The sequence below is a fragment of the Octadecabacter antarcticus 307 genome (assembly GCF_000155675.2).
In the GTDB taxonomy this organism is placed as follows: domain Bacteria; phylum Pseudomonadota; class Alphaproteobacteria; order Rhodobacterales; family Rhodobacteraceae; genus Octadecabacter; species Octadecabacter antarcticus.
Map to the genome: position 1 here is coordinate 2,516,286 of NC_020911.1, position 14,577 is coordinate 2,530,862.

Annotated in this window: 10 protein-coding genes; 1 reads left to right on the forward strand and 9 read right to left on the reverse strand. The window is 55.9% G+C overall.

The annotated features are described in order from the left end of the window. The first annotated feature begins 69 nt into the window (after nt 1-69). Complete coding sequence (locus tag OAN307_RS12670) at nt 70-2,535, forward strand: penicillin acylase family protein (protein WP_015500119.1); 2,466 nt, start codon at nt 70-72, stop codon at nt 2,533-2,535. Between the two features lie 77 nt (nt 2,536-2,612). Here the strand turns inward: OAN307_RS12670 and hflX are convergent, their stop codons facing one another. From hflX to dusB, 9 genes are all read right to left on the reverse strand, one after another. Further along, nucleotides 2,613-3,905 carry a GTPase HflX gene (gene hflX / locus OAN307_RS12675; protein WP_015500120.1) on the reverse strand — a complete coding sequence of 431 codons (1,293 nt, stop codon included), beginning with the start codon at nt 3,903-3,905 and terminating at the stop codon, nt 2,613-2,615. 2 nt (nt 3,906-3,907) lie between these two features. After that, nucleotides 3,908-4,147 carry an RNA chaperone Hfq gene (hfq, locus tag OAN307_RS12680; RefSeq protein ID WP_015500121.1) on the reverse strand — a complete coding sequence of 80 codons (240 nt, stop codon included), beginning with the start codon at nt 4,145-4,147 and terminating at the stop codon, nt 3,908-3,910. Between the two features lie 133 nt (nt 4,148-4,280). Then, complete coding sequence (locus tag OAN307_RS12685; protein ID WP_044043666.1) at nt 4,281-5,795, reverse strand: TrkH family potassium uptake protein; 1,515 nt, start codon at nt 5,793-5,795, stop codon at nt 4,281-4,283. A gap of 33 nt (nt 5,796-5,828) precedes the next feature. After that, nucleotides 5,829-7,205, reverse strand: a complete 1,377-nt coding sequence (gene trkA, locus OAN307_RS12690) for a Trk system potassium transporter TrkA (protein ID WP_015500123.1) — start codon at nt 7,203-7,205, stop codon at nt 5,829-5,831. Between the two features lie 82 nt (nt 7,206-7,287). Continuing rightward, nucleotides 7,288-8,694 (reverse strand): nitrogen assimilation response regulator NtrX, encoded by a 1,407-nt coding sequence (ntrX, locus tag OAN307_RS12695; RefSeq protein WP_015500124.1) that lies wholly within the window; start codon nt 8,692-8,694, stop codon nt 7,288-7,290. 9 nt (nt 8,695-8,703) lie between these two features. Beyond that, nucleotides 8,704-10,935, reverse strand: a complete 2,232-nt coding sequence (locus OAN307_RS12700; protein WP_015500125.1) for a sensor histidine kinase NtrY-like — start codon at nt 10,933-10,935, stop codon at nt 8,704-8,706. A gap of 154 nt (nt 10,936-11,089) precedes the next feature. Next, nucleotides 11,090-12,448, reverse strand: coding sequence for a response regulator (locus tag OAN307_RS12705; RefSeq protein ID WP_015500126.1), 1,359 nt, complete (start codon nt 12,446-12,448; stop codon nt 11,090-11,092). Continuing rightward, entirely contained in the window at nt 12,449-13,513 is a 1,065-nt protein-coding gene (locus tag OAN307_RS12710; RefSeq protein WP_015500127.1) for a two-component system sensor histidine kinase NtrB, read from the reverse strand. Next, a complete protein-coding gene (gene dusB / locus OAN307_RS12715) occupies nt 13,510-14,499 on the reverse strand; it encodes a tRNA dihydrouridine synthase DusB (protein WP_015500128.1) in 990 nt (329 codons plus the stop codon). The genes OAN307_RS12710 and dusB overlap by 4 nt, the downstream gene beginning before the upstream one ends. Nucleotides 14,500-14,577 lie beyond the last annotated feature (78 nt).

Below are 14,577 nucleotides of genomic sequence, written 5' to 3' on the forward strand. Positions count from 1 at the left end.
GTTGCGAGATAGGTAACGGACCCCCGCGCCACGTCAACCTGTCGGCGGGCCGACGTCGAAGGAACCTCTATGGTACTTGTCTTTCGCTGGCTTGTCCGGCTCGCATCTGCACTGATCTTTTTTGGCGTGGCTGTGTTTGCGCTGGCATATTATTTTGCGTCACGTTCGTTGCCCGATTATGAAGGCACTTTATATGTGGCAGGCATATCTGCCCCCGTTGAAATCGTGCGCGACAATGCCAATGTGCCGCATATTTTTGGCGCAACAGACGAAGACGTGTTTTTTGCCCTTGGCTTGGCCCACGCACAAGACCGCCTGTGGCAGATGACGATGCTGCGGCGCACGGCACAGGGGCGTCTATCAGAACTGTTTGGCGTGCGCACGCTGCCCATCGACAGCCTGATCCGACGCCTTGATCTTTACCCCCTGTCCCAAACGTCGGTGCAAGCGCTTGACGTTCAAACCCAAACCGCTTTGGAAGCCTATTCAGACGGCGTCAATGCGTGGATTGGCCAAGTTAACGATGGTGCGCGCGGACGCGGGGCGCCAGAAATGTGGCTGTTCAATCATGCCATCGCCCCGTGGCAGCCCGCAGATTCTGTATCGATTATCAAACTGATGGCCCTGCAACTGAGCAACCATCTCGAAGCAGAAGTTCTGCGCGCCCGGACGTCGCTGATCCTTAATAGTGACGCACGGCTGAACGATATCCTGCCGCAATCGCCGGGTGGCGGGTCGGCTGCCCTGCCCAGTTATGCGTCCCTGATGCCCGATGTACCGGCCTTTACACCCAACAGCCGCATGGCGTTTGATCCGCTGTCCCCCGTCGTGCCGCGCAATCTTGCGGGGGCGTCGAACGCCTGGGCCGCAGGAATCACCCGGTCTGCCACAGGATCGACGCTGTTGGCCAATGATCCGCACCTTGGCCTGACAGCCCCATCGATCTGGTATCTGGCGCGGCTGGAACTGGAGTCTGGCGGTGTAATTGGCGGCACTATCCCCGGAGTTCCAGTTATTATGGTCGGTCGGTCTGCCGATCTTGGCTGGGGCATCACATCGAGCAATCTAGACGACCAAGACGTTTACATCGAAGAAGTGAACCCGTCCGACGCCAACCAATATCGCGTCCCAAATGGCTGGGCCAACTTTGAAACCCGCCAAAGCATTGTGCGCATCAGGGATGAACCGTCGATCACGCTGCAATTGCAATGGACGGTGAACGGGCCAGTCCTGCCACCAGATCAATACGACCTCGCGACAATCCGCCCGCCAGGGCATGTGACTGTGCTGGCGTGGACGGCGCTGTCCGGGCAGGACACGACCATGCAAGCAGCCATGAACCTGATGCGTGCGCGGAGCGTCGAAGCTGGCATCGCGGCGGCTGAAGATTATGTCGCACCGTCACAAATGCTGACGCTGGCGGATCGCAATTCGGTCGGGTTGAAGCTGATTGGCCATGTCCCAAACCGCAGCGTGGATCACGTCACACAGGGGCGGTTGCCGCACTTCGGATATCTACCACAGAACCGCTGGGATGGTCGCCGTCCGTTTGACACCAACCCAGAATGGATCGACCCAATCGGCGGTATCGTTGGTAATACCAATAACAAAATCATCAACGCGCCGTTTCCCGCCCACGTCAGTTTCTCGTGGGGCGATAGTCAGCGTGTGAACCGCTGGCGGTTGTTGATGCAAGCGCGCGAAGTCCACACCCGCGACAGTTTTATCGAAGCGCAAAGCGATACCGTTAGTCACACAGCGCGGTCGATCCTGCCGCTGATCGGCGCCAATTTGTGGTTCACCGGCGAAGCAACACCAGAAGGAACGCCGGGAAAGCTGCGCCAAGATGCGCTGGCGCTGCTGGCGGAATGGAACGGGGAGATGAACGAACACCTGCCCGAACCCCTGATCTATGCCGCGTGGATGCGTGCCCTGCAGGACCGTCTGATCCGCGATGAATTGGGACCACTGTCGCGCGAGTATACCCATGTTGAACCGCTGTTCATTGAACGGGTTTACCGCAACACGAATGGTGCTGCGGTGTGGTGCGATGTGCTACAATCGGCACCACTGGAGACATGTTCAGACATCGCGCGTCTGGCGTTAGACGACGCGCTGGTCTGGGTGGCGCAAACCTACGGGGCAGACCTGCAAACCCTGCGCTGGGGTGATGCCCATGAAGCCACGCACGACCATCCGGTGCTTGGCGATGCGCCCGTGTTGCGTTGGTTCGTCAATATTCGCCAGTCCACATCCGGCGGGGACAGCACGCTGATGCGCGGCGCGACCAGTGGCGTCGGCGATGATCCGTTCATGAATGTCCACGCGGCGGCCTATCGCGGTGTGTATGATTTCGCTGATCCCGACAGTTCGGTCTTCATCACGTCGACGGGGCAATCCGGGCATTTCCTGTCACGTTATTACGATAATCTTGGGGATTTGTGGCGACGGGGGGAATATATTCCAATGTCGCTTGATCCGGCATTGGCGCGCGGTGGTGCAGTGGGCGTGACGGTGTTGCAGCCTGTGGAGTAGGATCGGATTGGCTTTGCAAATCCGATCCGCCGCGCCTATGGCGCGGCGTTAAGAGAGGTATTTGAGAACCAAAGAAATTAAGGTGCGAATGCTTCGGGGAATTGCTTTTCGAATTTGGCGGCTTGCATTGGCGACCAACGGACATCGATAGTCCAGCCAGTATCGGTTTGCGCTGTAGTTTCAATTACGTTCTCGCGTTGCAGCCAGCTTTGTGCGCCACCATGCGACCAATCAAGCGTCAGGGTTAGCGCGCGCGTTGTGCCCTTCAGTTTCTCGGTGATCTGATCCAGCAGTGTGTCAAGGCCCTGCCCCGTGACCGCAGAAGTTCCAAAGACATTTTCGCCATCTTTGTGCAGCGCCTGCAAGTAGTCCGCGTCTTCCGGCGCAAGCAGGTCGATCTTGTTGAGGACCTCGATCATTGGCACGTCGGGGTTCACGTCAAGCTGGCGCAGCGTATCAAGCACGGCTTTCTTTTGGTCCGCAGATTGTGGATGACTGATGTCGCGCACGTGCAGGATGACGTCTGCCTCTAGGACTTCCTCCAATGTTGCGCGAAATGACGCGACCAATTGCGTCGGCAAATCCGAGATGAAACCAACGGTGTCGGACATGATGATCGCGTCGCCATTTGGCAAGTCGACTTTGCGCATTGTCGGATCAAGTGTGGCGAACAGCATATCTTCTACAAAAACACTTGCGCCAGTCAAACGGTTGAACAGCGTCGATTTACCAGCATTGGTGTAGCCAACGAGCGCGACAATCGGGAATGGCACCTTAGCGCGGGCTTTGCGGTGCAGTTCGCGGGTTTTGACGACCTTGCTCAGTTGTTTCTTTAGATTGTTGAGTTGCAAGTCGATCGCGCGACGGTCGGCCTCGACTTGGGTTTCACCGGGGCCACCGACAAAACCAAGACCACCGCGCTGGCGTTCGAGGTGGGTCCACGCGCGCACGAGCCGCGTGCGTTGATAGCTCAACGCTGCCATTTCAACCTGCAACACACCTTCGCGGGTGCGGGCACGGTCGCTAAAAATTTCCAAAATCAGTCCGGTGCGGTCCAGCAGTTTAACGCCCCATTCTTTTTCAAGATTGCGCTGCTGCACGGGGCTGACATGGCCATCAATCAGCACGAGGCCCGCCTCGGCGTCTTCTAGCCAGCCTTTGATTTCTTGGATCTTGCCTTTGCCAAACAGCATTCCAGGATGCATCTTGGGCAGGCTGACGACCTGACTGCCCGCAACCTCGAGTTCGGGAAGCGCATGGGCAAGGGCCACGCCTTCTTCAAGGGCGGACTTAGCATGGCGACGCGCGTTGTCTGATTTGATTTCAGGATGCAGGACATAGGCGCGTGTGGCAGACCGTTCTTCGCCCATGTTCAGCTGCTTTCTTCGCCGTCATAAAGACTGATCGGCTGTGCAGGCATGATCGTGCTGATCGCGGATTTGTAGACCAGTTGGCTTTGACCATCGCGGCGCAAAAGCACGCAAAAGCTGTCAAACCACGTAATCACGCCTTGCAACTTCACACCGTTGATCAGAAAAATCGTCACTGGAACCTTGGTTTTACGGACATGATTGAGAAATGCGTCCTGAAGGTTTTGTTTATCTGAGGCCATGGTCCCCGTCCCTTTTTTATTCTTGTGGCCGTCGCTGCGGCCAATATAACTGTTAAGTTGTCACTATGTCGCGGTGGGTATTGGATTTCCACCCCAAAAACAGGGTCTTGGCAGATGCCATCCAAGGGGTGACTTATCGGCGCCAGAATTCGGGGTTCAAAAGCGCAATAATCGCCAAGGCTTCGAGCCTGCCAAGCACCATCGCGAACGCGAGAATGATCTTTGCGCCATCGGGAATACCCGCGTATGAGATCGGCGTTTCAGCGGCGATTGCGGCCAATGGTCCGGTCGTGGACAAGGCTGCCACCGAGAGCACCATTGCCGTTTCGAACTGCACACCCGTTAGGGCAAGCAAAACCATCACGGCAGCAATCGAAATCGTAAAAAGCATGAAGAAAATCCATGCAATCTGCGCACCTTGACGTCGAATCTGACGCGCGCCAGCCCCAGCCCCGCCGACAGATGACGGGAGCACAAGGCGTTCAATTTCACGCTGCCCATGTTTCCAAAGGGCATAGACCCGCAGTAATTTAATACCGCCCGCCGTTGTCGCCACCCCCCCCCCGATCAGTGACAGACCGACCAGCATCAGCCCTGGTGTCCCGAGACCGGACCAATTGCGCGTCGCCGTCCAGTCAGCTGATTCAAACCCTGTGGTTGTCAGAAAACTAGTGATCGTAAATAACGCACCCCAAAGTGCGCGCGCAGCGTTGCCCAGACCGTTGTTGCTGCCGTCCTCAAACGCGACGACACCGTGGCGCAGGAACAAAATGGCGACCAGTACCCCGATCAAAGATAGCGCCAGCCGAAATTCATTGTCTTTGTACAGCGGGCTGACCTCTTGGCCCGACACGCCACGCGAAAACGCAACCCGCGACAACGCGAACACAAAAAACAATACAATGATGAATTCACCCAAGAAGCCTGCCGGCGAAAAAATGATCCCGCCCACGGGTGAAATGCCCGACGTCGCCATGACGGACATCGCATGGCACAGCGCCACAAACGACACCTCGCCCGACATCGTGAGGCTGAACCACAACAAGGCCGTAAGTGCCGCGTAGAACGGGATGAGTTTTGATCCATAACGCACCAAACGTTCGGATGGGTCCGTCACGCGGCCAATTTGTGCGAAGGTCTTTTCGCTTGCTGATCCGCCGCGTGTTGCACGGACCTCAAATCCGCCGATGTTGAGCGGTGCCAGAATGGCAATTGCAGACACCCAAATAAGCAAGCCGCCCAGCCACCCCATCAATGCCCGCCACAAATGCACAGAGGGCGGCAACTCACGTGGGCTATCATAAAGCGTCGCTCCGGTAGTGGTAATTGACGACACGGATTCAAACCATGCCTCAAGAAAGCTCATACTTGGGACGGATTCGTACATCGGTACGGCCAGCATCAGTGGTAGCACAAGAAATGCGGCCAGAAGCGACACCAAATAGCCCCGCGCAAGTGTATTTTTGTAGTTGGCAGTGGCAAGCCCGATGAACAACGTCAGAACCATGAAAAGCAACGCCGCATAAAAAAACGCGCGCGCGACCTCGTGATCTTCGATCGACAACGCATGGATCGCCGGCGCCACCATTGCCAGCGCACCAATTCCCATAAGCAAGACAAAGAAAGGTCGCAGTGACAGACTATGCATGGCGTCGCGCGCGGCTGTTCAACACCCCGTTCATCAGAAAAAGTCGATGGACACTTGCAACAGTGCCTCAACTTCGGCGACCTGCGCAGCCATGGCAAAAATGGCGATGACATCGCCCTCTTCAATACGCAGATTACCGCGCGGCTTATACATCTTGCCGCCCTTGAGAACACCGCCCACCAAGGCCCCTTCGGGAAATTCCACATCACGCAAAAGTTTGCCCGCCATTGGGCTGGTCGTCAGAACCTGCGCCTCAATCACCTCGGCCTCGGCATCGCCAATCGAATAGACCGCCCGCACGCGGCCATGTCGGATATGGCGCAGGATCGAACTGACAGTGGTGGAGCGTGGATTGATGTAGGCATCAATATCAAGCGGGCCCATAAGCGGCACCAGCGTCGGATCGTTGGTCAGACAGATCGCCATCTTACAGCCCATAGCCTTGGCGCGTACAGCGGCCAGCAGGTTTGTCTTGTCGTCATCCGTTACGACCAAAACCGCATCCGCATTGGCGATGTTTGCCTCTTCCAACAAAGCGGAATCCAACCCGTCACCGTTTAGCACAATCGTGCGTTCCAACTGATCGGCCGCAGCTTCTGCAATGTCGCGGCTGCGTTCAATCACACGCACACGGACGCGGTTTGTTCTGGCTTCAAGCCTGCGCGCGACCGCCAGCCCGACATTGCCACCACCAATAATAACCACGCGTTCCAACTTGCTTTGTGCCTTACCAAAAACCTCAAGCGTGCGGTTTAGATCGGTATCCTCCGTCATCACGTAGCATTCATCGCCGGGGTAAATCTGATCACCCGCAGAAGGCGCAAAAAGTGTCCCTTTGCGTCGAATGCCAACAACGACCGCTTTGAGCGTTGAAAATAGATCGCTGAGTTGGCGCAGCGTCGTGTTGATCACCGGACAGTCATCCTCAATCTGAATGCCAAGCAATTGCGCGCGACCTTCCAGAAAGCTTTCGGTATCAAACGCCGCGGGTGCCGCAAGGCGTTGCAAAGCGGCTTCTGCCACTTCAATTTCGGGTGAAATCACCACGTCAATCGGAAGGTGGTCGCGGCGGTACAGATCGGAATAGATCGCGTTGAGATAACTTTGCCCGCGCAGGCGCGCAATCTTGCGCTGCACTGCGAACACCGAATGGGCGACCTGACAGGTCACCATATTGACCTCATCGGAATGGGTCGCCGCGATGATCATATCCGCATCAGCTGCCCCGGCACGTTCAAGGATATCAGGATAGCTGGCGAAGCCTTCGATCCCCTGCACGTCAAGCGTGTCTGTGGCACGGCGCACAAGTTCGGGGTTGTTGTCGACAACCGTCACGTCGTTACGCTCGGACGCGAGGTGGCGGGCGATTTGCCAGCCAACCTGACCCGCCCCGCAAATGATGACCTTCATGGTCGTACCTTGAATGGTTTCAGCTCAAACGTGGTGACAGAAGCCTTTGGTCCGGTCAACCAGCGACGTATATGATGATGCGTCATGCCTCTTCGTCCTCCTCAATATGGGCGACCCGCGCACCTGCCTTATTAGATGTGACAACGCCAAGTGTCTTGAGTTTGCGGTGCAAAGCGGATCGTTCCATGCCAACAAAGCTCGCGGTGCGGCTGATATTGCCGCCAAAGCGATTGATCTGGGTCAACAGGTATTCTCGTTCAAACAGCTCACGCGCTTCGCGAAGTGGCAATGTAGCAAGGCCACCAGACAGCAACACACGACTTTGATCCGCGGGGCTGTCCGATTGTGTCGGCAGTTCGCGGGCTTCAATTGCCCCCGTATCATCCCCCAAGATGAGCACCCGCTCCATCACATTCTTAAGTTGGCGTGCGTTGCCAGGCCATTGCATCGTTTGCAGCAAAGCCGCTGCCTCTTCACTTAAAGAACGCGTATTAAGCCCTTGGGATTGGTTGAGTTCTTTAATGAAATGCGTAGCAAGAACCGGAATGTCCTCACGCCGATCCTCAAGGCTTGGCACATAAATCGGCACGACGTTCAAGCGGTGGTATAGCTCTTGGCGGAAATTTTCTGCTTCAATTTCAACTTGCAAGTCTTTGTTTGTGCTCGATATAACCCGCACATCGACTTGAACTTTATCAACACCGCCAACCCGTTGGAATTTTTGATCCACAAGCACGCGAAGAAGTTTTGTTTGCGTTCCAAGCGGCATGTCTGCGACGCCATCAAAATAGATCACCCCTCCGTTGGCTTCTTCCAAAAGACCGGGTTCGATTCCGCGCCCTTCAGTTTCGCGGCCAAACAGGACCTCCTCCATGCGGTTAGGTTCGATCGACGCGCAGTTGACAGACACAAATGGCATATCGGCGCGGTCAGAATTTATGTGAATGTAGCGCGCCGCCGTTTCTTTGCCGGAACCGCTTGCACCCATCAGCATCACACGGCCGTTGGATTTCGTGACCTTGTCCAGCTGGCTGATCAAGGTGCGAAACGCTACACTTTCGCCCAGCATTTCGGTAGGCGCAGCATCTGTGCGCTTTAGCTCCATGTTCTCGCGGCGCAGACGGCTGGTTTCCATCGCGCGGCGGATCACGACCATCAACTGGTCTATATTAAAAGGTTTTTCGATGAAATCATACGCGCCCTGCTTGATCGCAGCGACTGCGATTTCAATGTTCCCGTGGCCCGAAATGATTACCACTGGCACCTCTGGGTGGTCACGCTTGACTTGTTTGAGAATATCAATGCCGTCCATCCGGCTGTCTTTCAGCCAGATATCAAGGATCATCAACGCCGGAACCGTCTTGTTGATCTGCGCCATGCATTCGTCTGACGTGCCCGCCAGACGTGTGGTAAATCCCTCATCCTTGAGGATATCGGAAATCAGTTCGCGGATGTCGCGCTCGTCGTCAGTGATCAGAATATCGCCCATAGAATTACCTCATGCAGTTTCAGATTGGGGCAGCACGACGGCCGCCTGAATTGGAAGTTGGATGACAGCCATGGCACCGTATCGCCCAGTTTTATTAAGGCCTGTTTCATCAAAGGCGGGCGCATCCGTAAGGCTGAGCGTGCCGCCATGTTCATCAATGATTTTTTTCACGATCGGCAGGCCAAGGCCCGTGCCTTTTTCGCGGGTCGTCACGTAGGGCTCAAACAGTCTAGCGCGATCTTCTGGCAGACCAATGCCATTATCCGCAATGGTAATTTTTGCCATATCGTCGCTGGTTGACAGCGTGATCCGAATTTGTGGGATTACGTCCACATCAGGGTATTTTTCTTGCAGGCTTTCAATGGCTTCGCCCGCGTTCTTAATCAGGTTTGTAAGGGCTTGCGACATCATCGTACTGTCCAGATCAGCCCATATTTTGCCACCATCGATAGTCGTCTCAAACGTCACATCCGGCTGGCCGGCTTCTTGCAAGGTCACAGCGTCGCGCATGATCGCAGCCAGATCATAAGTGCGCCGGTCTGGTTCCGGCATACGTGCAAATTTGGAAAACTCATCAACTATGCGCCGTAAGTCATTGGTTTGGCGCACGATAACATCGGTAAGATGTTCCAGATCAGGTGCGTCTTTGCCCGCGTGCACGCGGAACTTTCGCTTGATGCGTTCTGCTGACAGTTGGATTGGCGTCAATGGGTTCTTAATCTCGTGTGCAATGCGTCGCGCCACGTCGCCCCACGCAGCCATGCGTTGCGCCGAAACTAAGTCGGTCACGTCCTCAAACGCGACGACAAACCCTTCAAGTGTTCCGTCTTCGCGCAGACGGTGCGACATTCGCACAAGCAGGCTTTCCTGCTGCCCGCCACGCACAAGGTTCACTTGGCCCTGCGCGACGGATTTGCCACCCTTCGTGATTTCTTGAAACAGGTCCGCAAATTCAGGCACCACCACCGACAACGCCGTGCTTTGACCACCATCGACGTCCAACAAGCGGTTTGCAGATCGGTTCACGAACATCACGCGCCCATCTTCGTCCAGTCCAACAACGCCGGACGGCACCGATGACAGGACCGAATCAAACAGCCGTCTGCGGCGTTCGATCTGGCGGTTATTGTCCAACAATTCCTCGCGTTGATTGCGCAATTGTGCGGTCATTTGGTTAAAATAACGCCCCAGCTGCGCGATCTCATCTTCCCCCTCTTCTTCGGGCACGTGAACATTCAGATCACCCGCACCAACCCGCTGTGACGCGCCGACCAACCGGCCCACGGGACGCGAAAGACGCTCTGCGAACCATAACCCAACCCATACCGCAGCCAGAATCAGAATGAGAGCAAAGCCCAGATATATAAGGCCAAATTCAAACAAAATTCGCCCGCGCTCACTTTCCAGCTGACCATAAAGCGCCACCGTTTCTTGGGTGTCGTCCAGCAATGCTAAAATCGCACCATCCACCGGACGGGACACATATAGATACTTGTCACTGAACGCCGACAGCGGGAGCAAAGCGCGAAATTCATTGTTGGCCCAGTCTTGGATGATCACCAAACCAGTCTCACGGGCCTCTAAAATTTCGGCAGCGCTCGGCTGTTCGAAATAGAACTCGTAGGACCTATCCCCGCGGGCCCAAATCTCACCCACGCCGTCCAACACAAACGCTTCCGTCAAGCCACGTTCAATTTGTGGCTGCACACGTGCCAAGGCCTGACGCACTTCGCCACGTTCCATAAAGAACGTCTGCAGACGCTCAGTATTAAGGTATCCAGCCAGCGCATTGGCGTCACGCACCACCTCTTGGCGGTGTTCCTCTTCGTAGGCTTCTGCGGCGGACAGCGAGTTGCCCAAAACATCGCGCACCCGTTCGGAAAACCACCCTTCAAGGCCGATATTGATTGTCAAAACTGCGAAAACAGCGACTGCAACTGTTGGAATAAGCGCCAAAAGCGCAAAGACACCCGTCAATCGCAGGTGAAGCCGTGAACCCGCCGACTTATTGCGCCGTGCTGCGATCATGCTAACAACCCGCGACAAGACAAGGGCTGCGATGATCAGAATGTAGATGATGTCGGACAACAAAATCAGGCGCAGAAATTCAGTACGTCCGGTTTGATCCAGCGGGCGCAGGGCCGTGATCGTCAAAATAACGAGAAGCGGCCCAAGCATAACAAGCACAACCGCGGCCCAATTCTGCACGCTGCGCCGTCTCCGCCAGCGCGAAAATGACAACCTGTTCTTTCCCAATTGGGATCGCTGCACGCGAAACGCCCCGCTTTCAAAGGGCTTATGCGTTGCTGTCAAACAACGCCGCACCCACCGCCTGTTGAAGTGATCCTACCCTGACCCAAGTGTGGGGCCAGAGGGCCACGCTTATGTTGCGCTTTTACATCAATTTGCGGCGGCGTGTCACGTGGATATCCAGATCTGTGATCTTTTTTCTCAAGGTATTGCGGTTGATGCCCAAAAGCTCGGCACATTTAGCTTGATTTCCAGATGTTGCGTCCAGCGCTATTTCAATTAATGGCGCCTCAACTTCACGCAAAATGCGCTGATACAGGCCGTCGGGTGGCAGCGCGCCGCCATGCAAATCAAAATATCGCTTAAGGTGTTGAGTGACTGAACTGGATAGCTTGTCCGAACTGCCGGTCTGCAAAGGTTCAATCGCAGGCTGTGATCCGAGCACCTGTTCGACCTCGGGGCGGTGAATATCTTCGTGGGTCGATGTCACAACCAAGCGGCGCACGACATTTTCAAGTTGACGCACATTTCCTGGCCATGTGTAGGCCCTCACGATATCGATTGCACTGCTTGCGAGGCGACGCACAGGTGCACCATCGCGTTCGGCGCGTGACAGAAAATGCTGCGCCAAAAGCGGGATGTCATCGACGCGGTCGCGTAACGGCGGCACGATCAGCGTCACCCCCGCGAGCCGATAGTACAAATCTTCGCGCACGCGCCCCTCTTCCATCGCGATCACCAAATCAGTGCGCGACGTCGCGATAATCCGCGGTGCCGTGTCGCCTAGTGCGTCCAGCATCCGCACAATTCGGCTTTGGGTGGCCATTGAAAAGTCACCTACTTCATCAAACACAAGGCTGCCACCCTTCACGCGCGACAGCAGCAATTGCGGCCCGTCCATTCCTTCCATATCGTTGGCCGTGGCGGTTACGAACGGCAATGATCGACGGTCCGAGAAGTCATGAATGGCGCGCGCGATCAGGCTTTTGCCAGTACCGCTTTCGCCGGATACCAGCACCGACAGCGGCGTATTCATTACCCGAGCTACAAGCCGATATAGCGTCTGCATCGCGGCTGTGCGCCCAACCAGTGGTAGATCATCGGATTTCTCATCGCGTTGGCGGGTGGCTGGCGCGCGGGCTTTTACCTCAAGGGCTCGGGCGGCGCGTTTCATTAAGTCCGGCAAATCGAACGGCTTTGGCAGATAATCGTATGCGTCGGCTTCTGCCGCTTGGATTGCTGTCATGATGGTGTTTTGGGCCGAAATCACAATGACAGGCAAGCCCGGCCGCGCCAAGGCGATTTTCGGCAGTTGTTCAAGACCATTGCCGTCAGGCATGACGACGTCCGAAATCACCAGATCACCCTTTCCTTCTTCCACCCAGCGCATCAGCGTCACCAAAGACGACGTCGCATGGACTTTGCAGCCCGCGCGGGTAAACGCCTGCGTTAGCACCGTGCGGATCGTGCGGTCGTCGTCGGCAACCAGAACAGTTCCATCCATCTAAACGTCTCCTTTTAAGTCAGCAGGAATTGTCGGCAGGGACAGGCGAAATGTTGTCCGACCCGGTTCTGAATCCACCGATATCCAGCCCCCTACATCAGCGATCAATTTACTCACCAACGCGAGGCCGAGGCCGGTGCCGTTTTCACGCCCGGAAATGAACGGTTCAAACACATCCGAGGCAATGTCGGGCGGCAAGCCCGGGCCGTCATCGATAACTTCAATTTGCAGCGGCAGATGGGCAGCGGTTCCATCATCGCGTTTCATTCGTAGCGAGGGTTCGTAGAAGGTGTGCAGCCGGATTGACCCACCTGCTCCTCCGGCCTCAGATGCGTTTTTGAGAAGATTCAGGAGCACTTGCAGCAATTGATCCCCGTCCACATAGGCTAACGGGAGCGATGGATCGTAGTCTTCGATCATCATCATATGTGCACCAAAACCCACCGATGCAGATTGACGCGCGCGGTCCAGAACATCGTGGATATTGATGGCGCTGCGGTTGGGCGGTTGCAGATTTCCGAATTGTTCGACCTGTTCCAGCAGTTTCACAATTCGGCGCGATTCCTCAACGATCAGGTCGGTCATTTCGCAATCCTCGGGCGACAACGTCATCGACAAAAGCTGCGCTGCACCCGTGATCCCAGCAAGTGGGTTCTTGATTTCATGGGCAAGCATTTCTGCCATACCAATCGCAGACCGCGCAGCGCGGACAGATTTTGCTGATTTATTCAGCCGCGCTGCCATTTCACGCGGCTCAAATATCATCAACATCTGATCACCGCCGTCCAAGAGTGGCGCAAATTGAATGTTGCATTGCTGCGGCGGCCGCTCTTTGCTGCTGACATCGACATCATTGATGAACAGCGATGTTCGGTTGGCGCTGGCCCGCGCGTAGGCAGTTTCAAGCTGTGCGTCAATCATCACCGTGTCCCACAAAAGCCCGTCCTTTAGGGCTCTGGTTGACAGGTTCAAAAACGCTTCAGCCGCTGGATTACTCTGTGCAATCGTGTCGTTGGGGTTCAGCAGCAACGCGGGCACCGGCAATGAATTCCAAAGCGCGTTCATGCGGCCTGCCCCGCAAAGTTACGTGTGGCCAGCGCATCTGGCAACAGTTTGAACACCTGTTCGGGGTCGCGTTCTGTGAGAACAGCCCTGCGCAGGTTTGGTTCAGAGTCACATTGATCCATGTACCACCCCAAATGTTTGCGCGCGACTTTGCTGCCCATCTGGCTGCCATAAAAGCTTAACATTGCGTCATAGTGATCTGATACCATTCGTATAAATGTGTTTCCTTGTGGCGGGGCTGGCACAACATGGCCACTTAGTTGCGCGGCCACGTCGCGCAATATCCACGGGCGGCCCTGCGCCCCGCGCCCGATCATCACACCGTCCGCGCCCGATGCGTTGAGCGCGGTTTTCGCCGTCACCGCATCAATGATATCGCCATTGGCAATCACCGGAATCGACACTGCGTTCTTGACCTGCGCGATGGCATTCCAATTGGCATGACCTTTGTAGAACTGGCACCTTGTGCGGCCATGAATGACTATCCGCGCGATCCCTGCGTTTTCAGCGCGGATTGCCAATTCCGCCGCATTCAGCAGCCTGTCGTCCCAGCCAAGACGCGTCTTTAACGTAACCGGAATATCAACCGCACCAACCACCGCATCAATCAATGTCAGCGCGTGATCCAGATCGCGCAGTAGTGCGGATCCGGAATACCCACTGGTTACCTTTTTAGCAGGACAACCCATGTTGATATCAATCATCGCTGCACCATTGGCCGCGACGTGGCGCGCCGCTTCGGCCATCCAATGTGCCTCGCGTCCGGCAAGCTGCACTGCGGTGCTGGCTTGACTAAGCCCCAATTCCGCTTTTTCACGCACGCCGGGTTTGGCCTGGACCATTTCTTGGCTGGCGATCATTTCGGACACAACCCAGCCGGCCCCAAACGACGCCACAAGCTGGCGAAACGGCAAATCTGTGATCCCGGCCAGCGGTGCAAGTGCCACCGGGCTGTCAGGGTCTGGCAAGGGGATGACACTGTGCATGGGTAGCAGTTAGCGCGAACGAACCCCAACTTCAACGTGGGCAAGGTGAATTATCAGGCAGAATACACGGCATGCCTA